The organism is Candidatus Bathyarchaeia archaeon, assembly GCA_035935655.1.
Lineage (GTDB): Archaea > Thermoproteota > Bathyarchaeia > 40CM-2-53-6 > 40CM-2-53-6 > 40CM-2-53-6.
The window spans coordinates 19322-39559 of sequence record DASYWW010000037.1 but is presented as its reverse complement, the minus strand read 5'-3'; the positions used below and the strand labels follow the sequence as shown (position 1 = coordinate 39559).

The following is a 20238-nucleotide window of genomic DNA, read 5'->3' as shown; positions in this document are numbered from 1 at the left end:
ACTAATCTGTGGTTTGATGAGGGAGGAGCATCAATCCCTCTTATCCTCGCAGGTAGTTCAAACTACGTGAAGCGTCTGTGTCCGCCTGTGTTCGCTTGTAAACATGCGGCTTTACTGGAACTTCACGAGTATTGAGTACGGCTTTGAAATACATTCAATCCATCAAATCTCTTCCTGCTTCCAAGAAGCTAATTGCGGGACTCAGTGCCGGAGGCTTAATTGTAATAATCCTGCTAGTCGTATTGTTTGCAGGAATGCGTGGAGGCCCGATGCCTCCAGGTTCTCAACAGCCGAAGGTCCAAGCTAGAGATCTCAACATGCTTCAGAACATCGTAGAACGTCCACCAATGACCGTGTTAGGTGCACCAAGGGTATCGAACTCTTACATCTTCGATTATAATGCGTCATTCGCTGGGCCAGGCCGCTACTCACTCGTATTCGACAACAAGTTTTCCTCTACCACCGAGAATATTTCTCTCTCATACTACGCAGCGGGAAAGAGCCAGTCCTATATCGAGATCCTTCCCTCCGGAGCTTCGATTTCCATCACCCATGATCTTTCAACCAAGCAGAGAATAAACGGACAGTTCACCCTATCAGGAGGCTCCCCCAATGACATTGGTTTCAGCATGACCGCCCAGACTTGTACTCATTCCATAGGTTTCAATTTCACTCTCGTCAACGATGGAACTGCTAACGGAAATGCGACTGTCCGCCTTCTAGGTGATGGAATCTCATTCTGGCAGCATACATACCTTGTGCGACAGGGTCAACATCTGCCTGAAAGTGGATCTGTGTTCCTCAGCGATTGTGTTGAACATACCTACAGTGTTGAAGTCACTGCACTAGAGAAGGCGTGATTCGAGGCTAAGCTTCCTTAACTCTGTCTGGACCGGGTCCGAGATGGATGATGAGGGGGTGTGTAGTCGTTCGCGCATCCACGCGATTCACCTGTCAGCACGGCCTTTCTCCTCCTTAGAGAAAGACCCATGACGCGGGCATTCTCCGATCGCCGTAGAATGATTTCCCATACTCTAATTGTTTCATCCCCCCGGGGGAAGAGTGGATTTTTCCCCCAGTTCCGGGGTAGTAATCGCGCATTTTCAGCCCTTATCTCGGATCCGGGAACCGGTCGCTAGAATTCCCGCAAATCCTTCGTGCCGGGCGCAAAACCCTATGGTAGGATAAGCCCGGACCAAACCCTGAATCCCGGGACTCGCCCAGAACCCCTGCCAGACAGCGAATTGACCTCCTCAGCTACCGCGGGGATAAGAGCAGAACATCCCGAGACTCAAGAGAGGCCTCCGCGGAGCCCTTATGGAATCGATAGCGAGGATGAAACCACAACCTGGAACAGTATTGAAATCAGCTGTTGAAATCCGCATCCGAAAACAAGTCCTGAAATCATCCATTTTTTCTCGCACCTTTTCTTCCACCAATAAACCGATAGAAAATGACGACCGGTTTTTGAGAACGATTTTCTAGAACGAGAATCGGAGACGCCTTTTGAATCCGTTTTCCAGAACGGCTTTCTGACATGATAATCGTGATTCTAGGGGGGCCCCGGGGCCTACTCAAATCGCGCGCCGCACCCTTTCCAAAGCGGGAACAACGCTCTTTTAGACCAGAACCACCAAACCCCAACACGACCCTAAATGATGACCCGCCCAGTCTGCCCTTCATGCGGCCAAGCACTCATCACCGGCAGCCGTTTCTGCGGACGCTGCGGCGCACCCGTAAGCTTCCAGACACCCAACCCACAATCCATAGCCCAAATCGTCGGGTCCAACACACCCTTCAGAGGAACACAATACATCATCGACCAGAAACTCCTCGCCATCCGCGACACGTTCGGGATCAAAGACACCAGCGGAAACCTGCTCGCCTACGTCAAACAACAACTCCTAAGCTTCGGGCCAAAGTTCTGGTACGAGGGAACAAACGGCACACGCCTAGGCGAAATCCACGGCAAAGTCCTCACCATCAGACCCACATTCGAGATCTACAACGCCCAAGGCCAGCTCCAAGCAGTCATCAAAAAGAAAATCCTCAACCTGATAGGCACCCAGTGGTGGATGGAAAACCCGTCAGGACAAGAGATCGCTAAAGTCCACGGAAATATCCTAGAACACGACTACAAAGTCCAGGCACCTGATGGATCTCAGATAGCGCAGATTCACAAGAAATGGGTCAGCGTACGAGACTCCTACTGCGTAGAAATCCAGAACCCATCATTCGATCCCTACTTGGTCCTCTCCTACGCCATATCCATGGACCATACCGAAAAGAAAGAGGACCATCACTCCGGCCTCAGCCCATTCTAGCCCACTAGAATCAGCTCGGAGCATAGAGGAAGAGTATTCTACCAAGGCCCGACCATGGAGCCAGAGACTGCTCAATGGACCAGGCTAGCAGGTCCGCACCGGGGGCGACCAGATAGTGCGCCACAAGATTCTCGCCGAATACTCGCTCCTCATCTCTTGGGCCATAATCTCAATCATTGTAGTCCTGACTCTACACCAGTCCAACTACGCCGTAGCCTTCCTAACCTTTGGCGCAGTCGTCGCAGCAGCCCTCCTCATCGCTTGGGCAGCAGAAGCCTCAGAGTTCTCGATCAGTAAAGGACTAGCCCTCGCCATCGTCGCGATAGTCCAGACCATCCCAGAATACTTCGTCGAGGGAACGATCGCATGGAAAGCAGGCAAAGACCCGTTGAATTGCACCGTGGACTGCTGGATACCAAACGTGATCGCCAACTTCACCGGAGCAAACAGACTGCTAACTGGACTCGGATGGCCCCTGATACTGTTCACAGTCGTAGTTCAGAAGAGACGGAGCGGACGGACAGGTCCTACCAGCATAGCTCTCCGGAAAGAGCAAAGTGTTGAGCTTGTATTCATGCTGGGCTCGTCGCTATACTACCTGTTCGTCATCCTGCGCGGGGAATTGTCTATTCTCGATTCGTTGATTCTTGGCGCCACATTCGCCGGATACATGTGGTTCCTCTTCCGACTGCCAACTGAGAAAGACGGGCAGGATGAGGTTCTCGAAGGGCCGCCTCGGGTGATCTTGGAATTGAAATCCGCCAAACGAAAACTTGCCGTCATCATCGGGCTATTCGTTTTTGCGGCACTGACCTTCGTCTTGATCACCGACGCCTTCGTCGAATCCATCAGAACCATCGCAGTCTCCTTCCTCCTACCCTTTCTCGGCTCTGGAGCCGTGTTCTTCTCCATCCAGTGGATAGCACCCGTGCTTTCAGAATTCCCCGAGAAAGTCTCAGCTTTCAACTGGGCCAGAACAATACGATTAGCCCCAACAGCGTTGCTCAACTTCATGTCTTCATCCGTTAACGAACTGACCGCGCTGGTGGCATTGATACCAATAGTATTCGTGTTCAGCTCCGGCAACTTGAACGGAACAATTCCAATCGGCCAACATGATGTCGAGATCTTTCTAACAATGGCTCAATCGCTCTACGCCTGCGCTGCACTTCTCGACCTTGAGTACGACGTCTCAAATGCCACCATTCTCTTTGCCCTATGGGTGGTCTCAACGGCCATCGTCGAGATCAGGTTAGCGGTCGGGATTATCTTCCTGATCCTTGCTGCGGCAGAAGTGATAGTGCAGCGTAAGAAAATTGTGGTCTTCTCTGCCCTCCGAGACACACTTAGGGACAAAATCTTTCGTAGGTCTCCAACATAACAAATGATACGATAATCTGGCGTCAAGTGGGCTACTGCCCGTGAGGGAGGAGGAAGAGACGTGAGGTCAGTGAATAGTACGATACTTTAGAGTGTCCGCCTTCTGCTTTTCACGATCTCTCTCGGCTGCCTTTTCTGCTAACTGTCTCTCGATTCTACGCTCCTTCTCCACTGGGATGAGTTCGTTCATTTTTTCCACCAACCGCTCCGCTTCCAGCGGCTCTAGCGGAATGTGAATGTCCCTACGATGTGGAATCCTGATGTTGACTTTTCCCGAAGGCTCCACCGTCACTTTCTCGATCTCCCACAGGTGAACGTCAAGGGGGATGATAGTCTGAAAAACCCAGCCTATAGTGTCTCTGAGAGCAGGTCGGGCCTCGGCCAACTTTTCAATTTCGGCACGAGCACCCTCCTTCAGGTCAACCTTTAGCATATCGGAGTGAAGCTTGACTTGGAAGTGTGGCTTGTCGAGCATGAACACAGCAGGCTTGTCTGGCAAACTCGAGTCCTCGACCTAGCCCACGACTCGGTTCGTATTTATTGTTATACGATTCCAGACCTTGTCAGCCACTAGGAACAGTCTCTCCAGGCAGATAGACGAAGCCTGGAAAGAATACGCGGATTACCAAAAGAAGTATGGCGATGACTGAAAACAATAATCCAAGGATGAAGGATAGGGCGCTCGATGTCCACAGCTTCTTTCTGGTTGGATAGATCGTATAGGAGAAGATAGAGAACGCCGCGAGTATGAAGGAAGTACCTCCCAGCAAGAATGTTAGAGCCAGGATTTTTCCTGGAACGCTTGAGAATTGAAGAACTGCCAGGTCGAGGCCAGCGAGTGTCGCCGGGTAGCTGGCGTTTACTATTGGCTTGATAAATTTCTCTTCAAACTCCTCCATCGGGCAGACCTGACCTCCCGGGTTGCTATCATGCCCACCGCTTTAGCGTTTGTGAACTACCGTCCAAGATCAAGATTTGGTGGACCGGGCGGGATTTGAACCCGCGGCCTTTCGGTCACTCTAGATCAAACGCGATCTATGCGAACCGAACGTTCTTCAGCCCAAGACTTTTCCAGTCTTGGCATACCAGGCTGAACTACCGGCCCAGCAGAATCGCGCCGCGTCCTATCGAAGCCTTAAGACTTTGGAGAAGGAAGTAAAGATGAAGGCCTGGAAAAATCTTAATACGCGTCTTTGTCCCGCTCGCTCAATTCGTTGGGCCCGTAGCTCAGCACGGTTAACCGAGAGCAAGCAATGCTCTTTGAGGCCGAGGAGCACACGGCTGATACAGATAACCTCCGGAAACCGTGGGGTCGCCGGTTCAAATCCGGCCGGGCCCATCATCTTCATGGGCAAATTACTTTGCCTCGGGACCCCAGCTTATAGCAAGGTTACGGTAATGCCTACAAATGGACCTTCAGAATTTCATCCCACGAGAGACCTCTCGTGGGGATCCGATATTCGTGGAGTCAGAGAAGCAATTTGCCACGATTTACTATGAGCGTCGGCGAGGAAGGCCTAAGCCCGTCAAAATCAGAAGATCGATTAGTAGGGATCTATTTCTTGTTGGGGTTACGATCTGGGCATGCGAAGGTACACGAACGCGTCCATATGAACTCGAGATTGTCAACTCATCCGAGTCGTTAGCCAAAATCTTCCTAGAGTTGCTTCGGCAGATTGGAATCTCTCGCTACGTGACTCTCAGGGTACATGCCCCAATTGAAGGTTACGAGAGATACCGGCGACATTGGAAGAAAACGTTGGGAATAGATAGGTTTGAAAAACCTATCACGACCGAGAGTAGAGGCAGAGAAATCAAGAGGGGGATTATCCATATAAGAATTTACAGAGCGGTCATAAGAGAACTCTTCCTGCACTGGACACGAATTCTGCCGCGGCTTTTGCAAATATCGTTAGATGCAGACTCTCACCTCTGAGGTTTGCTGCATGATAACCGTGGGGTCGAGAACCTTCACGGGAACTGGTCGACAGGGTTCAAATCTCTCCCGGCCCACCAAACATTTGGCAAACTAGGACTTGGCGCCAAGTTCTCCGAATGCATACTCCAACCCCTGGTCAGGACTGGTATCAAACTCCGGAACCCTCTTCAACAACCCGGGAACTGTTCTAAGATTGAAATCCTCGGCGTGTATACTCCTCTTCAAGTCCTTAGCTGAGAGGGGAAAGGAGACTGGAGCACTAGGTTCAGGTCTCAGCGAAAACGGGGCTGCAATGGTCTTCTGTAACCCATTCTGGAAATAGTCGACGTAGATCTTCCCGGCTCGCTGAGCTTTGTTCCGAGAAGTTGAAACCATTTTTGGCGCCAGCCGCTCCAGTAGAATTCCTAACAGCAAGACGAACCGTCGAATGGCCTCGATCGAATATCGAGGAACAATCGGGATCAGGAAATGGATTCCATCAGCGCCAGAAGTCTTAATCAAATGGCGCAGCTTCATCTGATCTAACGCCGCATGAACAGCTTCCCCGATTTCCAGTGAATCCTCGAATCCCGCCGGCGCGTGAGGGTCCAGGTCAACCAGCACCATATCATGTGACTCGACATTTGGAGTGGATGCTAGAAACTGGTTGATCTCGAGACAGGCCATGTTTGCCAACCAGACCAGTGTCGCTTTGTCGTCACAGACAACGTGCCTCGCTGTCTTGTTCAGGCTCTCGGATCTTACCGGTGCAGTTCGGACCCAGTCGGGATGGTAAGGCCAGTCCTTCTGTACGAAGGACTTTCCCGGAACGCCGTGAGGATACCGGTTAAGCATCAGCGGCCTGTTTCGGACAAGCGGAATCATCTTGGGGGCTACAGACAGATAGTACTCGATAACGTCCGACTTGGTGATACCTTCTTTCTTCCACATTGGCTTATCCAAGTTGGAGAGAGAGAGCTTCCGCCCATCGATCTCGACTTTCTCTTCGATATTCCTCAATTGCCCCATCTTGGTCGTGACGCGCGCGTTGCTATGGCTTAATCGTCTCCAGGTAATCCTCTTATTCGACGAGTCAGAAAGGATCCTGTTCTAAAGAAGGGATTAGACTTTGCCACCTAGAGCCATATGGAAGGGAGCGATCAGTTTCGGACTGGTAAGCATACCGGTAAAGACATACGGAGCAATTTCCGAGCACAAGACTGGGCTTCGCCTCTTGTGCCCTCGGGACAAGAGTCCTCTTACGTTCAAACGTGTATGTCCGAAGGACGGCAATGAAGTCCCATGGCAAGATGTCGTTCGCGGATTTGAGATTCAAAGGGGAAAATACGTTCCTATTACTCAAAAAGAACTTGAGAAGCTGGAGATACGATCGGGACGGCTGGTCGAGATCTTCCAATTCGTTGACGCAGACAAGTTAGATCCTATCTATTTTGATTCGAGCTACTATCTCGTACCAGACGAGAATGGCGAGAAACCATACTTCCTGATGTTTGAGGCCTTGGAACAGGAGGGGAAAGTCGCCGTTGGTAGGGTGGTCATGCATGAGAAGGAGCACTTGGTGGCATTGAGGCCCTATGAGGGAGCAATTCTGATGGAGACCCTCCATTATGCGGATGAAATACGATCTCCCAAGGATCTTCCGGAGTTGAAGAAAGCGCCGGAGGTGGAGAAGGAGGAGCTGGAGCTCGCGGGTCAGCTAATCAAGATCATGAAGAAGCCCTTTGCGTTCAAAGAGTACAGGGACACGTATCAGGAGTCTTTGATGAAACTAGTTGAGGCCAAGATGAAGGGTCAGGAAGTCGTCGAAGTACGTGTTCCAGAGATCAAGCCAACGAAGAACCTTATGGAGGCTCTAAGGGCCAGCATCAAAACTCACGAGAGGCGTTGACGCTCTTTGACGAGCGTCCTGTGCGTCCAATGTTTGCTAAAACCGGCAAGCCCTTCAATGGTAAAGATTACTTTTTCGAGCCGAAATGGGATGGACTCCGAGCCATTCTATTCTTTCAAGAAGGAAGGATTGAGATTCAGAACAGAAATCTGAGAGACGAAACCCGGTCCTATCCAGAACTCCAAACGCTCTCAGATCGCCTTAGAGCAAAGGCTGCAATAATAGACGGAGAGGTCGTTGTCCTGAGAGAAGACGGAGTTCCTGACTTTGGGCGTCTCCAAGCTCGCTTCGGTGTTGACGACCCTAAACGAGTCGATGTACTCGGCAAGACGACACCTGTTACATACGTTGCCTTCGACCTCCTCCACCTCGACGGCAGGGACGTGATCACCAGTACGCTCGTGGAGAGAAAGAAGCGGCTCAGATCCATTCTTAGAGAAGGGCCCTACCTCCTTTACGGAGATCATGTCGAAGCGGAAGGAACCCGTTTCTTCCAAGAAGCTACGAACAAGGGTTTCGAGGGAGTAATTGCTAAGAAAAACGAGTCGCAGTACGTTCCGGGTCTTCGAGCCGACTACTGGATTAAGATAAAACAGGTAAACACTACTGACTGCATAGTCGTTGGTTTCAGCAAAGGTGAAGGTGCACGCGCTCCTACCTTTGGGTCCCTGATTCTTGCTGCCTACGACGAAGATGGAAAGCTGCAGCACATAGGAAACGTGGGTGGAGGCTTTACCGATGATATGCTGCAGGATCTAAGAAGAAAACTGTCGAGAATCGAACAGCGGACTGCAATAATCGATGGACCAGTTGACTCGCCAACTCCGGTGAGTTGGGTCAAGCCAAGGCTTGTTGTCGAGGTAGCCTATATGGCGTTGACAAATGATGGCCGACTCAGGTTCCCCCGATTCAAACGGATAAGAACCGACAAGGACCCGATCGACTGCAAACTACCCGCCTAGCCGAGGCTCGAGTTGGCGCAGGGCAAGCGCCCCTCCAAAACCTGGTTCAACACCAACCCAGCAGCCCTGGAACACCAAATCGCCCATTTTCAGCCCTGTTCTCGTTTCCGGGAAGCCTCGGTGTATTGTCCGGAGATTCGTTCGGGTTTGTCGCGATATTTCCAACGCCATCCCAGCCGGGATTGTGCCCGGAATCGCTTGTCTCACCCATTATCCCTGCCAGACAGGAAATCTTCCCATCAAAAAGGGGTACTAGCGAGCACCTCCCGCGCCGCGTGAGTGGTCAGGTGCGAAGTCTAGATGACTCTTGACCAGAACCCCGGCTTCGTCTTCCTCGTTCCTCGGATCAAGCCCAAGAAGAGGCGGATCAGGCCGAAGAGAATCATGAAACCGCCAAGGTATTCCCAGTAAGCCGAGGACGAGTTGGCGAAGAACCCGACCTTGGTGACCATGACGACCAGTCCACAAATAATCCAAACTAGACCCGAGAGTGCAGCTTTCAGGCTTAGAGGTTGCATCCACTCGTCCCAGGCCTATCATATCGAGATACGGATTGATAGCTCTATGGATTCTCTGATCCAAGAATCCAGGCCTAGAGAGCCGCCAATTACACGTCAAGAAATCGCCGTGCACGAAGGCATATAATCCGCCCGCGGCACACGAACATTTGGTCGTAAAATGTTGACAGAGGTGCGCACTGTTCGCATGCCCTCGTGCAACTGGTGCGGACGCATGATACTGCCTCGCGAAGGAGCGGTAAAGTTTCCCTGCCCTCAATGTGGCGAGACAACGATCTGGCGCTGCGAGAAATGCCGCGGATTCGGCCGCCCCTACAAGTGCCAGAAATGCGGCTTCTCAGGACCCTAGAAGGTAGCAAGAATTGGCAAGGGTCATGGTATCTCTCAAGATATTCCCCTCAGACTTAGTGGCAGACATGAATGGTCTCAAAGAGACAATCAAGAAAACACTTGAAGGAAAAGCTACAATCTACAAGTTCGATGAAGAGCCAGTCGCGTTCGGACTTGTCGCCCTAGTAGCTCACGTTCTGGTGCCAGAAGAGGCTTCAGGGGTTATGGACGAAGTTGAGCGACGCCTGAAGTCGATCAGCGGGATTAGCGAAGTCGAAGTTCTTGTCTCTCGCAGAATTGCCTAAACTTAACAAGTGGTAATTAAGTAACATTAATTTTAAATAGCGACGGTCAGATTTTCCCTTTGCAATGAGCATCCGATTCACGCTTCACGAGGGAAGCAAAGTCCTGTTGGACATCCCTCTTTCAGGGAAGGAATGGCAGCCAGAGGTTCGCGATATTGTCATGAAAGAACTGAAGCACTCCGAGGCAGACTTGGAGTCTTTGAGCGAGATCTGCGACTTCTTCTCCAACAAGAAACGGCTCCAAATGGTTAATCACATGATACGAGACTGTGAGAATTCGGCAACTTTTACAGATCTCCTGAAGGTGGCCGTGAACCCCAAGTATGTGTCCGACCTTGTAAACAGAGCTCCAAAGCGGGAGCTAGTGGTCAAGGACAAGAACGGCTACAGTGTTTCGCCAATCGGCGTGGGCAGCTTCCTATTGCTATCGATCGCAATCAAGAAATTGCTCAGGAACGGGGATTCTATTAATAGTGATGATAAGTCTTTTGAGGAGGAGTAAGATTTTGAAGCTTAAGGTTAGGAGCGGCCAAGGCGGCACTGAACGCTCGTCTTCTCCTCAACCCACCGCCCCTATCGAGGCTACGGAGTCCAAATGACAATGGTACCTAAGGAAGCCCAACTGCGTGTAGCTGACGCTAAGCAGAGAGACGTCGGCCACGGGAAGGTAAGAATCGATAATGAGACAATGCAGAAGCTCGCCATTACCGCTGGCGACTTCATCGATGTCCACGGTAAACGAACGACCGTGGCGATCGCCTGGCCAGCTTATGCTGAAGACCAGGGCCAAGAGATCGTCCGCATGGACGGGTTACTCAGAAGAAACGCCGGAGTCGCACTCAACGAGTATGTCACTATCAAAAAAGCCGAAGTCAAGGACTCACAGACTATTGTCTTCGCTCCCACTGACGTTCGACTGAGCGTTGACGAGGAGTTTGTGGGCTTTGTGAAACGACGATTCATGGACATGCCTTTTGTCGAGGGTGACATGACGCTTCTCAGCATTTTCGGAAGCGCCGTTCCTCTAATCGCAACTAGAACGCGGCCTCATGGTCCAGTAAAGATCACGGAGTCAACCGTCGTTCAAGTGATGAGCGAGCCGACCCCAGAAAAGAAGGGCATACCGATTGTCACCTACGAGGATATCGGTGGGCTCCACAGTGAGATCCAGAGAATCCGGGAAATGGTCGAGCTTCCACTACGACATCCAGAGCTCTTCCAGCGACTTGGAATCGAACCGCCAAAAGGCGTCTTCCTATACGGTCCGCCCGGATGCGGCAAGACTCTCCTAGCAAAAGCAGTGGCCAATGAGTCGGACGCAAACTTCTACGTGATATCAGGCCCTGAAATAATGTCAAAGTTCTACGGAGAGTCGGAAGCCCGACTGCGAGAAATATTCCAGAAAGCCCAGGAGACCGCTCCGAGCATTATATTCATTGACGAGATGGATGCCATCGCGCCCAAGAGAGAAGAAGTGACGGGAGAGGTCGAACGACGAGTCGTCGCCCAGCTCCTCTCGTTGATGGACGGAATGGGGGCTCGGGGGAATATTATCGTAATTGGAGCTACTAACAGGCCTAATGCCATTGATCCAGCCTTGCGACGGCCGGGCAGATTTGACCGGGAGATCGAGATCGGGGTTCCGGACAAGATGGGACGCTATGAGGTTCTCCAGATCCACACTCGAACCATGCCCTTGGCCGCTGACGTCGGCCTTCCAAGATTGTCGGACATTTGCCACGGCTACACGGGAGCTGACATCTCTGCTCTCTGCCGAGAGGCGGCAATGAAGGCTCTCAGAAGGTACCTTCCGGAGATAAACCTCGAAGAGGAGCGAGTGCCCAGCGGCATCCTGGAAAAGATGGAGGTAAACTTGGAAGATTTCATGAATGCTTATCGAGAGATCACTCCAACCGCCATGCGGGAGGTCTACATCGAAGTCCCAACAGTTCACTGGAGCGATGTCGGTGGACTGACTGAGGTGAAGCAACAGTTGCAGGAGGCTGTTGAGTGGCCGTTGAAGAAGCCTGAAGTATTCAAGAGGCTCGGCATTCGTGCGCCGAAAGGCATTCTGCTATTCGGACCTCCGGGCTGCGGGAAGACCATGCTAGCACGGTCTGTGGCGACAGAGAGTGAAGCCAACTTCATCTCGATTAAGGGACCTGAACTCTTCAGCAAATGGGTCGGAGAATCCGAAAAGGCGATACGGGAGGTCTTCCGAAAGGGAAGAACGGCTGCACCGAGCATCATTTTCTTCGATGAGTTGGACTCCGTAGTTCCAAGACGAGGAACCGGTTTCGGCGACAGTGGAGTTTCAGAGCGGGTCATAAGCCAATTGCTCACTGAACTTGATGGAATAGAGTCGCTAGAGAATGTAGTTGTAATTGGCGCTACTAACAGGCCGGATATTATTGACCCGGCAATTCTGCGCCCTGGCAGATTCGATCGGTTGATCTTCGTGCCTGCACCAGACCATGCAACGCGATTGCAGATTCTCAAAATCCACAGTACAAACATGCCGCTATCGCATGATGTTGATCTTGAACATGTTGCTTCCCAGACTGCAGGTTACTCCGGCGCAGATCTCGAGGCGGTTGTCCGCGAAGCAGGGCTCGTATCATTGCGTCGCGACATCGAGACCAAAAATGTCACCATAGAGGATTTCAGGGACGCACTAGAAAGGATCAAACCGTCGGTTACTCCGGACATGGAGAACTGGTACCAGGGATTTGGCAAGCGGTTCAAGAAAGAGAGAGCTCCGGTTCCGATTACCTAGAGTGATCAGCGAACCCGGACGGCCTGGCGAAATGTCTACTTGAACAATATCTGGAGCCCGAGGCCGATGTCCCTTGCAATCGTCGAAGTTGTAGAGAAGAAAGGGCCTCTCACGGATATTGAGTTGCATAAGGAGCTGAAGGCTAGCTTTGGAGAGGTAAGCTTTCGCGAGCTGAATCGCAATCTGATGAAGCTTGAGTTAGGTGGGGTGTTGAGGGTGTCGAGGTTGATGAAGGGCAAGCGTCAGGTGGAGTTGGCGGGAAAATTCTAGTGAGAACTATATATCCAGCGTGAATCCGGTAGGATTGAAGATGACAGAAATGGCTGACTCTCCTGCTGAACCGGTTAAGGTCGAGGATTCGACTTTCGATCAGTTTGTCCAGAAATACTCGCTTGCGGTCATCGATTGCTGGGCGCCGTGGTGTGGGCCTTGTCGTATTGTCGGTCCTATTGTTGACGCTTTGGCGAAGGAGTATTCGGGAAGGGTCGTGTTTGGCAAGTTGAACACTGATGAGAATCCGAGTGTTTCTGGACGGTTCGGGATAATGGCTATTCCGACGATGCTTATTGTCAAGCGGGGAAAGCTTGTTGACCAGATTGTCGGCGCTGTTCCCAAGGCGAAGATTGAAGCCGTTCTGAAAAAGCACATGTAAAACGAGTCTTTCCGTCGATTTCTCGGATCTGGTGTTTCAGTATAGATACACCTTACGTCCGAGCTCAACTCTATATTCTACCGGACTATTCTATGCTGTATAGAGGAACCTAGACTTGTCTCAGATGATGGAGGCTCGGAAGGTCCAGAAAGTCGGCTACTCAACTCTGATAGTCTCTCTGCCCAAGGACTGGGTGGAACAGGTCGGTCTCAAGCAGGGCGATATTGTCAGTTTTAGGCGAGAACCTGACGGTGGAATAACCGTCTATCCGGGATTGACCCGTGAACGGGAGAACTTCCGGTATGTGATCGACGCGGATATTTGTGACGCTCCGAACCTTCTCACCAGGATCATAACAGCGAACTATCTCACAGGACACGATACTATCCAGATTATTGCGAAGAAAGAGCTCTCTCCACGCCATCTCGAGGAGGTTAGGGCGGTTAGTAGACGGTTGACGGGTCTGGGGATTGTGGAGCAGAGTCTAAAGTCGGTTACTTTGCAGAGTTTTGTGGATCCCACAAAGTTCCCGATTTATGGATTGATGCGGCGTCTCCAAATCATACTTAGCTCGATGCTGGAGACTGCGGTAAAGGCGGTGGTGGAGGGTCGGCCGAATCTTGCAGACGAAGTCTTGCATATGGAGGAGGAAGCTGATCGAATCTACTGGATGATCATACGACAACTGTTGCTTGCGGTCTTGGATCGGCGCGTGGCGAAGGAGGTGGGTATCGATGGGCCGATGCATGTTGTAGGTAACCGGGTTATTGCGAAGAGCCTGGAGCAGATGGGCGATCTCGCATCGCACATCGCGCAGGAGGCGTTGCGTTTGAAGGGTGATGCGCAGAGCGTTGATCCAAAGCTGACGAAAGGGATTCTTGACTATAGTGATAAGGTGCGGTTGTTGATCGAGGACTCGTTCAACGCCCTGATGAAAGGCGATCTGAAAAAGTCGAATGATTGTATCGAGAGGGTGGCGAGCTGCGAGGCGCTGGAGAGGTCGCTGACAACCGATATCATGAAGAGTGTGAAGGCGGTCAATCTTGCTGTAGGGTTGCGGTCTATTGTCTGGGATGTCGGACAGATGGCAAAGTACTCTGAGGCGATTGCTGAGGTCGCGATAAACAGGCACCTGGAAGCGCCTAGCGCGTTCTGCTCCTGGGAAAAAGCATAGGTTTTCCGTGCGGCGCGCGACTCGAGTAGGGCCGGGGGCCCGGAAAGTCACGATTATCGTGTCAGAAAACCGTTAGAGAAAATCGGTCTCGAAAACTGTTTCGGAAAATGGGCCTCGAAAATAGATAAGATTCTGATCCCCGATAATAGCCTCAAAAGTCAAGGGTCTAGTTCGCACTCTGTGTGGTCGTTGGATTCTGGACCCTGTTTCCAGGTCCGGTTTCGCCCATGAACAATTATAACAGATCAATGCTGGCTGAAATACAGGGCGGGGAATTGATCCGGACACGGGTGTGATTGCATGAAGTATTACAACGAGGAAAAAATGAGCGAGATCCAGAAAATCTTCGATTCAGAGGTTCTGAAATGGAAAGGGGTTTCTTCCAGACCGATGATGGGCTGTCTCTGCTACTTCTACAACAGAAAATTCATCGGCTTCCTCGTAACAGATGGCATTGTTCTGATGAAGCTCCAGGAAAAAGATCAGGCAATAGTGAAAGAGAAGTTCGGCGGGAAGCCATTCGAGATGGCCGGACAGACAGGCAGGCTCTGGGTTACGCCACTGAAGGGCCCTAAGGATGTGAAATCGGTAATGCCGTTTGGTAGGAAAAGATACGGGGACGTCTCTTCGGCCAGAGCAAAGTCATAGCTGTCAGGGTTACTTTCAGCCGTGTCCAGGAGGACCGCTCTCGTGTCGCGAGATGTACTCGCTAGTACCCCCCTTTTTGGTCGGGAGATTTCCTGTCTGGCAGGGATAACGGGCGAGTTAGGGAGGTCAGGGCGTAGTCTGGGCTTGAATGACTATTGAGTTTGCCTGGTCTATCGGGGGTTCACGAAGGATTTTCAGGCGAGATCTCGGGGGTGCTTTTGATCGCAAATCAGGGCTGAAAATGGGCGATTTCCTGACCAGACAGGGTGTGAGGAGGATTCTATGTTTTAACGCCCTTCTTCAAAGGAAAAAGGCTGTTGTAGGGTTGACCTCTCGGGCCATCGGGTCTTTCACTTACGTCGAGCATTTCTATGCTGTCGAACCGTGATTGGTCGTTGAGCCTGTGAGGGAGAACGTGGTTCGCGACAACCGCCACCTTCAACAGCCCAAGGCGCTCTCTCAGAGAATCAGTATATGAAAAGTCAAGTCTCTGACTGTACTCCTTGAACATCTCGACAACAGTTCGGTGTACAATGACTCGCGAACATGCTCCAAGGCTGCTCGTCAGCGCCTGCACGACATCATCAAACCGGCTAGAAACCTCCTCCTTCTTGATCCCATTGCGCATCAGTACGCTATAGACAGAGGCTTGCACAGCTGCCCCGAGGGTCTCTAGCAAGACTTTGTCAAAGCAGTACCCTAGAGTCTCATAGAAAATGTCAACTAGAGAGGACCGCAAAACATCCTCCTTGTCCCGCGACCCTAGTCTCCGGCAATTGAATACGGCTGTTGTAACTAATACTACCAATCGGATGAGATCACCGAATAGCGTGCGTCATGAACCCGGGCTCCCCAAATCCTTAGACATAAACGCCTCAACCGATTGTTCCTTTCGAAATTCTCGAACTCTAGTGCAAGATTGGAAGAATGTTGTACATGAAGTTGGAAAGCTAGGTTACAACCAGTTCATCTCTCGCCAAGTACGCCAGCAAGTACGTGACAGCATTGGCAGCGCAACTACATGAGTCTGGCTGGACTAGTCCGCGCGACAATTCTCAATCAGCTCCCAAGTCTCTGAGTCCAGACCAGAGGTTCGCTGCGGAGAAAGCATTCTCATCAGTGCTCGTAAGCACCGTTCGCGAGGCAGTTGGAAACGCTCTGGGTCGGAATGTGCTGGAGGTTCTGACCTCGAAAGGATTGCTTGACGCCGCAAGCAACTCAAAGGAATTCGACAGAAAATTGCAATCGTTGTTCGGTAACGGAGCGGCGGTTCTTGAAAGACTCGTCGTCAAGGATCTGGACCGAAAACTGGGCATTCGATACTATTCGGAAGCGAGTTTTGACTACGAGAGATCTCTAGAAACCGCGAAGGCAGTTGTCTTGGTGGAGAGCAGGCTAACTTGAGCGGCTCGGAGATACTGTCGACACTTCTCGGATCAGAGGTCAGAGGCGACCTTCTAGTCCTATTTCACAGAAACCCAGGACTCATCGATACAGTCGATGGAGTCGCGCGTCGGATCGGGAGAACGACAGTCCAGGTAATTTCCGAGGTCCGAGAACTTTTGGTGTTAGGTGTTCTCAAACAGAAGAGAATCGGAGCCTCTGAGGTTGTCTACCTGGATCGTGCGAAGGATCGTGAGCTTCTGGAGTCGGTTGCGAATCATCTCAGAACGGTCAGGATAGGTGTAGAGAAATGACTGCACCACGTTCGAGGGCAGGAGCTTCTGGTTTCGACGTGTTCTCCAGCAGGGTGGAGGAAGGCCTTCGGGTCAAGACTGGAATCGTTGTTCTTGACGAGATGCTCCGAGGAGGGTTCATGCCCGGAGACGCTGTAATGCTTGCGGGAAGCGCCGGAACTGGAAAGACGACTCTCGCTCTCCAGTACCTTGTCAACGGGGTCAAGCTCGGAGAGCCCGGGATCTACGTGACCTTCGAAGAGCTACCCGACCAGATCTATAGAGACGCGAAGAACTTCGGATGGGACCTCCGAAAAATTGAGGAAGAGGACAAGTTCCGAGTGGTCTGCACCTCTCCCAATCTCATCATGGAATCGGGCGACGACAGCTTGCTCGACGACATTATTCGGGACATTCAACCCCGGCGCCTTGTTATCGACTCGCTCAGCCACCTAGAGATGTTCGTGAAGAAAGACGACATGAGAATGGAAGCCTATCGAGTAGTCAGGTATCTGAAGACTCATGGAATCAGCTCTGTTCTGCTCTGGGAGTCCCCTCAGATAAGTGGCGGCTCGTACAGCGTAACCGATGTAGGGCTAAGCTTCCTTGTCGATTGTATTGTCGCGCTCAAACCCGTAGAGATCGAGTCGTCAATGCGCAAAGCCATGGTCATCCTAAAAATGCGAGGCAGCGACCATGACAAGAGGCTTCGAGAGTACGAAATAACACCGAATGGGATCAAGATAGAATCAGCGTTCACAAACTACGAAGGCATCATCAGCGGTTCGCCGAGAAAGGTAGCCTCAGAGAAGTTCATGGAACTATTCCGCGGAGCCTCGGAGAAACGCAAGTAGGCGAAAAATGAATGGCTGACGTGGTTGTTATCTCAACGCTCTACTTCATCTCGGTCTTCCAGCTTATCTTACAAGCAGGCGTGGTCTTCTACGCCTATCGAGTGACAAAGCTGACCGGATCGTTCCGAGCATGGACGCTCATCATCGCCGCGTTCACTCTTCTGACGATCAGAAATGTCGTTTCTCTCATCCTCTCCTTATCTCTCCCCGCCGATCAACTGACCGCACTGATCAGCTCCATAGGAGTCGTCACATTGATTCTTAGTTCAGCCGTCAACATTGCAGCCGGAGTGGCCCTTTTCCTTGGAATGTTTGGCCTTGTCAAACGATTCGAAAACCAATCCAAAGCCCCCCAGTAAGACCGCTCCTCCTATAGGCGCCGATGCGGCCGTCCGCTTTGTCGAACTGTTTAGGAAAGTTGCGAAGGGAACTAAACCCCCTTCGTAGCCGATCCGTATCTGTTCTCAAGCCCACTGATGCAACAGTTTGCTTAAGGATTCCGCTTAAGACGTCAGGCCCGGACTTTGAGAAAGTGCTTCTTTCCAAAGAGTGTGATAAGGACTACAGCAAGGGCCCAGAATGCACCGCCAATGACTTGTATGATTGTGATCAGAGGCCGATCCAGATAGAGCACTCCTGCCAAAGCGAGAAGGATCGACAACACAGTTAGAACATCAGCTCGGTCCAATATCCTGAACTCGCGTATTCCGTCACGTAACGCTGCATTCGCGGTTGCCCCGAAAATGGCCAAGCCTACGAGTGTCAGTAAGAGGATCGAGAGCAGCCCATTGTAAGGAATTCTCAAGAGCAAGAGTCCCGCCTCGTCAACGCAAAGTCCTGCTCCTATTCCAAAGATCAGGGCCGCGTCCCATCTAACCCTCTGCCTCTTAGCAACAGCCAGAAGACCGGTGGCGACCAAGAACATTGCTAGACCATAGTAGAAGTGATGAAGCTGAAAGACGTCGGCTGAGCGAACGGGGCAGGAAGTACTACATCCCAAGTAAGATTGAAGGGAAACAAATTCCCAGACGCGAGCGACTAGGACCGCACTACAGTAACCTGTGGTGGCGAGGGAAAAGCCTACAGGCCCGCCGAGGCCGAAAGTGGCCAAGAGACCAACCCATATCAGATTCGGTTTGGGAGAAGTTTAGCTTATCTGAACTTCCATGCAGAAAGAGGTCGAATTTGGGTTATCTAGTTATTTCATTTGGTCGACTGGTGTCTTATCTGGGCTAGCTCTTTCTCAACCGCCACTATCCTCTTCGGACAGTTGGGACAGAACGAAGGTAGCATGGCGTAAATGTTGGCGTTTAGCTGGAGGAAGGGTTGTATCATCTGGCTTACAGCTGCTGCGCCGGGGTCTGTTGGGAAGACTTTTGATCGTTGTTCCATGTCTTTCATCTTCTCTCCTACAACGGTCAGTACGGGGCATTCGCCGAGGCCGTAGACGCACGAGTTGTCAGGCTTGGGCTCCAATGGCGATCGTGATAATATCGAAATAGCTTGATTAATACTTGTGCCCAATCGGAGCGGTCGGAGAGGTCAACATGAGAGCTTCTGGAAGAGCGGTGATAATTGATGCCAGTTCTTCAGGAGCCTCAGGAGACAAATTCCTTGGCGCTCTAATTGATCTTGGCGGGAATCCGAAGAGGCTGGAAAAAGTAGCGAGGGTCGTCGAAACAAATCTTCCGGGCGCAAGTAGCGTTCAGGTCAAGACGACCAGAGTTGACAGAGGAGAAATCCGCTCACAATTCGTCGAAGTAAGTTCTGAAGAAAAACTCTCTAGGAGGAAGGCTAGCGATCTTCAGTCATCTGCCCTGAAGTGCGGAAAGGTTCTTGGTCTGTCGGAGTGGGGAACTGCCTTCGTCAAATCCGTCTTGGCCACGCTAGCTTCTGCTGAATCTCGCGTCCATGATCACTCGACCGAGGAGGTCGAACTTCATGAGCTCGGGTCCGCTGATACCCTGGTGGACATTCTGGGAGTGGCATACCTCGCCGATGAACTCGAACTATCCAAAAGCCAGTGGTGGTGTAGCCCGATCGCAGTAGGAGAGGGAGTAACGAACTTCTCAGGCCGAACCTATCCAAATCCAGCGCCAGCCGTCGCCGAAATATTGCGAGACCACAAGTTTCCCATGAAAACCAACAAAATCCAATTTGAACTGACAACGCCTACAGGTGCCGCCATAGCAGTCAACCTGGCAAGTTCTACTAAGGGTGAAATTCCAATCATAACGCCCGACAGGATCGGATATGGCGCTGGCGCAAAGGATCTAGATCAGGTAGCCAATATTCTTCGTCTAACTGTCGGAGAACTTTTAGAAGGCAGTCACGCTCACGATGAGGTCGTTGTCTTGGAGACGAACTTGGACGATGTCTCCGGCGAAGTTATCGGTCGCGCGGTTGAGAAGCTAATGGAAGCTGGAGCCCGAGACGTGTCGATTACTCCGGTCTTCATGAAGAAGAACCGGCCGGGGCAACTAATCTCCGTCATAGCTGACAAGGCAAACAGCGAGCAGTTGGCCGAATTGCTAATGGAAGAGACCGGGACGCTTGGAGTACGAGAAATCCTAGTTTCTAGACACATCAGCAGAAGGGCTAGCAGCACGATCATGCTCGAGGTTGGAGGAAAGAAGTTCCAAGTCAGAGCAAAGACGGCGCTTTCGCCGCGCGGTCATCCTCAAGGCGGCAAAATCGAATACGAAGACCTACGACGAATGTCGACTGAAACAGGATTGAGCGTGAGAGAGCTTCAGCAAATCGTTAAGAACCGTGTCACTGGGCACGGCTAAGCCCCTTGTGATATGAAGAA

Annotated in this window: 25 protein-coding genes and 2 tRNA genes; 19 read left to right on the top strand and 8 right to left on the bottom strand. The window is 51.5% G+C overall.

Annotated features, from left to right (window positions below; genetic code table 11):
* The first annotated feature begins 131 nt into the window (after positions 1 to 131).
* The 3 genes from VGS11_05520 (at position 132) to VGS11_05510 (ending at position 3705) form a co-directional block, all read left to right on the top strand.
* Positions 132 to 860, top strand: a complete 729-nt coding sequence (locus VGS11_05520) for a hypothetical protein (protein HEV2119545.1) — start codon at positions 132 to 134, stop codon at positions 858 to 860.
* A gap of 795 nt (positions 861 to 1655) precedes the next feature.
* On the top strand, positions 1656 to 2324 hold the full coding sequence (locus tag VGS11_05515; protein ID HEV2119544.1) for an LURP-one-related family protein: 669 nt from the start codon (positions 1656 to 1658) through the stop codon (positions 2322 to 2324).
* Between the two features lie 115 nt (positions 2325 to 2439).
* Positions 2440 to 3705, top strand: coding sequence for a hypothetical protein (locus tag VGS11_05510; protein HEV2119543.1), 1266 nt, complete (start codon positions 2440 to 2442; stop codon positions 3703 to 3705).
* 66 nt (positions 3706 to 3771) lie between these two features.
* Here VGS11_05510 and VGS11_05505 read toward each other — a convergent pair whose 3' ends face one another.
* The 3 genes from VGS11_05505 to VGS11_05495 form a co-directional block, all read right to left on the bottom strand.
* On the bottom strand, positions 3772 to 4203 hold the full coding sequence (locus VGS11_05505) for a hypothetical protein (GenBank protein HEV2119542.1): 432 nt from the start codon (positions 4201 to 4203) through the stop codon (positions 3772 to 3774).
* 64 nt (positions 4204 to 4267) lie between these two features.
* Positions 4268 to 4603: a hypothetical protein gene (locus VGS11_05500; GenBank protein HEV2119541.1), complete on the bottom strand. Its 336-nt coding sequence runs from the start codon at positions 4601 to 4603 to the stop codon at positions 4268 to 4270.
* 77 nt (positions 4604 to 4680) lie between these two features.
* Positions 4681 to 4809, bottom strand: a tRNA-Ala gene (locus tag VGS11_05495).
* Positions 4810 to 4920: 111 nt separating this feature from the next.
* On the opposite strand from VGS11_05495, the gene VGS11_05490 reads away from it, so the two are divergent.
* Positions 4921 to 5043: transfer RNA gene (locus VGS11_05490), tRNA-Ile, on the top strand.
* A gap of 690 nt (positions 5044 to 5733) precedes the next feature.
* On the opposite strand, the gene VGS11_05485 is transcribed toward VGS11_05490, so the two are convergent.
* On the bottom strand, positions 5734 to 6651 hold the full coding sequence (locus VGS11_05485) for a DNA polymerase domain-containing protein (GenBank protein HEV2119540.1): 918 nt from the start codon (positions 6649 to 6651) through the stop codon (positions 5734 to 5736).
* A 100-nt stretch (positions 6652 to 6751) separates the two neighbouring features.
* Between VGS11_05485 and VGS11_05480 the strand changes: the two genes are divergently transcribed.
* Together VGS11_05480 and ligD are read left to right on the top strand one after the other, a co-directional pair.
* Positions 6752 to 7531: a Ku protein gene (locus VGS11_05480; GenBank protein ID HEV2119539.1), complete on the top strand. Its 780-nt coding sequence runs from the start codon at positions 6752 to 6754 to the stop codon at positions 7529 to 7531.
* Positions 7532 to 7560: 29 nt separating this feature from the next.
* Positions 7561 to 8493, top strand: a complete 933-nt coding sequence (gene ligD / locus VGS11_05475) for a non-homologous end-joining DNA ligase (GenBank protein ID HEV2119538.1) — start codon at positions 7561 to 7563, stop codon at positions 8491 to 8493.
* Between the two features lie 296 nt (positions 8494 to 8789).
* Here the strand turns inward: ligD and VGS11_05470 are convergent, their stop codons facing one another.
* Positions 8790 to 9011: a hypothetical protein gene (locus VGS11_05470; GenBank protein ID HEV2119537.1), complete on the bottom strand. Its 222-nt coding sequence runs from the start codon at positions 9009 to 9011 to the stop codon at positions 8790 to 8792.
* A gap of 160 nt (positions 9012 to 9171) precedes the next feature.
* On the opposite strand from VGS11_05470, the gene VGS11_05465 reads away from it, so the two are divergent.
* The 8 genes from VGS11_05465 (at position 9172) to VGS11_05430 (ending at position 14896) form a co-directional block, all read left to right on the top strand.
* On the top strand, positions 9172 to 9360 hold the full coding sequence (locus VGS11_05465; protein HEV2119536.1) for a zinc finger domain-containing protein: 189 nt from the start codon (positions 9172 to 9174) through the stop codon (positions 9358 to 9360).
* Positions 9361 to 9373: 13 nt separating this feature from the next.
* Complete coding sequence (locus tag VGS11_05460; GenBank protein ID HEV2119535.1) at positions 9374 to 9646, top strand: elongation factor 1-beta; 273 nt, start codon at positions 9374 to 9376, stop codon at positions 9644 to 9646.
* A gap of 64 nt (positions 9647 to 9710) precedes the next feature.
* Entirely contained in the window at positions 9711 to 10148 is a 438-nt protein-coding gene (locus tag VGS11_05455) for a hypothetical protein (protein ID HEV2119534.1), read from the top strand.
* Between the two features lie 93 nt (positions 10149 to 10241).
* Positions 10242 to 12422, top strand: coding sequence for a CDC48 family AAA ATPase (locus VGS11_05450; GenBank protein ID HEV2119533.1), 2181 nt, complete (start codon positions 10242 to 10244; stop codon positions 12420 to 12422).
* Positions 12423 to 12488: 66 nt separating this feature from the next.
* Positions 12489 to 12692 (top strand): hypothetical protein, encoded by a 204-nt coding sequence (locus VGS11_05445; protein HEV2119532.1) that lies wholly within the window; start codon positions 12489 to 12491, stop codon positions 12690 to 12692.
* Positions 12693 to 12732: 40 nt separating this feature from the next.
* Positions 12733 to 13074 carry a thioredoxin gene (gene trxA, locus VGS11_05440; GenBank protein HEV2119531.1) on the top strand — a complete coding sequence of 114 codons (342 nt, stop codon included), beginning with the start codon at positions 12733 to 12735 and terminating at the stop codon, positions 13072 to 13074.
* A gap of 124 nt (positions 13075 to 13198) precedes the next feature.
* Complete coding sequence (locus VGS11_05435; GenBank protein ID HEV2119530.1) at positions 13199 to 14248, top strand: PhoU domain-containing protein; 1050 nt, start codon at positions 13199 to 13201, stop codon at positions 14246 to 14248.
* A 300-nt stretch (positions 14249 to 14548) separates the two neighbouring features.
* Positions 14549 to 14896: a hypothetical protein gene (locus VGS11_05430; protein HEV2119529.1), complete on the top strand. Its 348-nt coding sequence runs from the start codon at positions 14549 to 14551 to the stop codon at positions 14894 to 14896.
* A gap of 280 nt (positions 14897 to 15176) precedes the next feature.
* On the opposite strand, the gene VGS11_05425 is transcribed toward VGS11_05430, so the two are convergent.
* Positions 15177 to 15704 (bottom strand): hypothetical protein, encoded by a 528-nt coding sequence (locus VGS11_05425; GenBank protein HEV2119528.1) that lies wholly within the window; start codon positions 15702 to 15704, stop codon positions 15177 to 15179.
* A gap of 197 nt (positions 15705 to 15901) precedes the next feature.
* Between VGS11_05425 and VGS11_05420 the strand changes: the two genes are divergently transcribed.
* Genes VGS11_05420 through VGS11_05405 form a run of 4 tightly spaced genes read left to right on the top strand, consistent with a single transcriptional unit; the run spans position 15902 to position 17785 of the window.
* Positions 15902 to 16300, top strand: a complete 399-nt coding sequence (locus VGS11_05420; protein ID HEV2119527.1) for a hypothetical protein — start codon at positions 15902 to 15904, stop codon at positions 16298 to 16300.
* On the top strand, positions 16297 to 16593 hold the full coding sequence (locus VGS11_05415; protein ID HEV2119526.1) for a hypothetical protein: 297 nt from the start codon (positions 16297 to 16299) through the stop codon (positions 16591 to 16593). The genes VGS11_05420 and VGS11_05415 overlap by 4 nt, the downstream gene beginning before the upstream one ends.
* Positions 16590 to 17426, top strand: a complete 837-nt coding sequence (locus VGS11_05410; protein HEV2119525.1) for an ATPase domain-containing protein — start codon at positions 16590 to 16592, stop codon at positions 17424 to 17426. Before VGS11_05415 ends, VGS11_05410 begins: the two co-directional genes overlap by 4 nt.
* Before the next feature lie 11 nt (positions 17427 to 17437).
* Positions 17438 to 17785, top strand: a complete 348-nt coding sequence (locus VGS11_05405; GenBank protein ID HEV2119524.1) for a hypothetical protein — start codon at positions 17438 to 17440, stop codon at positions 17783 to 17785.
* Between the two features lie 152 nt (positions 17786 to 17937).
* Here VGS11_05405 and VGS11_05400 read toward each other — a convergent pair whose 3' ends face one another.
* Both VGS11_05400 and VGS11_05395 read right to left on the bottom strand, forming a co-directional pair.
* A complete protein-coding gene (locus VGS11_05400; protein ID HEV2119523.1) occupies positions 17938 to 18537 on the bottom strand; it encodes a hypothetical protein in 600 nt (199 codons plus the stop codon).
* Between the two features lie 92 nt (positions 18538 to 18629).
* Complete coding sequence (locus tag VGS11_05395) at positions 18630 to 18902, bottom strand: hypothetical protein (protein ID HEV2119522.1); 273 nt, start codon at positions 18900 to 18902, stop codon at positions 18630 to 18632.
* A gap of 71 nt (positions 18903 to 18973) precedes the next feature.
* Here VGS11_05395 and larC point away from each other — a divergent pair, with 71 nt between their 5' ends.
* Entirely contained in the window at positions 18974 to 20218 is a 1245-nt protein-coding gene (larC, locus tag VGS11_05390) for a nickel pincer cofactor biosynthesis protein LarC (GenBank protein HEV2119521.1), read from the top strand.
* The last annotated feature ends 20 nt before the right edge of the window (positions 20219 to 20238 follow it).

Bases quoted from the DNA above. Each gene is read 5' to 3' on its own strand.
- VGS11_05435 (HEV2119530.1), top strand. From the start codon at position 13,199: ATGATGGAGGCTCGGAAGGTCCAGAAAGTCGGCTACTCAACTCTGATA.
- VGS11_05410 (HEV2119525.1), top strand. From the start codon at position 16,590: ATGACTGCACCACGTTCGAGGGCAGGAGCTTCTGGTTTCGACGTGTTC.
- VGS11_05455 (HEV2119534.1), top strand. From the start codon at position 9,711: ATGAGCATCCGATTCACGCTTCACGAGGGAAGCAAAGTCCTGTTGGAC.
- VGS11_05500 (HEV2119541.1), bottom strand. From the start codon at position 4,603: ATGGAGGAGTTTGAAGAGAAATTTATCAAGCCAATAGTAAACGCCAGC.
- VGS11_05445 (HEV2119532.1), top strand. From the start codon at position 12,489: ATGTCCCTTGCAATCGTCGAAGTTGTAGAGAAGAAAGGGCCTCTCACG.
- VGS11_05465 (HEV2119536.1), top strand. From the start codon at position 9,172: ATGTTGACAGAGGTGCGCACTGTTCGCATGCCCTCGTGCAACTGGTGC.
- VGS11_05515 (HEV2119544.1), top strand. From the start codon at position 1,656: ATGATGACCCGCCCAGTCTGCCCTTCATGCGGCCAAGCACTCATCACC.
- trxA (HEV2119531.1), top strand. From the start codon at position 12,733: ATGACAGAAATGGCTGACTCTCCTGCTGAACCGGTTAAGGTCGAGGAT.
- ligD (HEV2119538.1), top strand. From the start codon at position 7,561: ATGTTTGCTAAAACCGGCAAGCCCTTCAATGGTAAAGATTACTTTTTC.
- VGS11_05405 (HEV2119524.1), top strand. From the start codon at position 17,438: ATGGCTGACGTGGTTGTTATCTCAACGCTCTACTTCATCTCGGTCTTC.
- VGS11_05485 (HEV2119540.1), bottom strand. From the start codon at position 6,651: ATGGGGCAATTGAGGAATATCGAAGAGAAAGTCGAGATCGATGGGCGG.
- VGS11_05470 (HEV2119537.1), bottom strand. From the start codon at position 9,011: ATGCAACCTCTAAGCCTGAAAGCTGCACTCTCGGGTCTAGTTTGGATT.
- larC (HEV2119521.1), top strand. From the start codon at position 18,974: ATGAGAGCTTCTGGAAGAGCGGTGATAATTGATGCCAGTTCTTCAGGA.
- VGS11_05430 (HEV2119529.1), top strand. From the start codon at position 14,549: ATGAAGTATTACAACGAGGAAAAAATGAGCGAGATCCAGAAAATCTTC.
- VGS11_05450 (HEV2119533.1), top strand. From the start codon at position 10,242: ATGACAATGGTACCTAAGGAAGCCCAACTGCGTGTAGCTGACGCTAAG.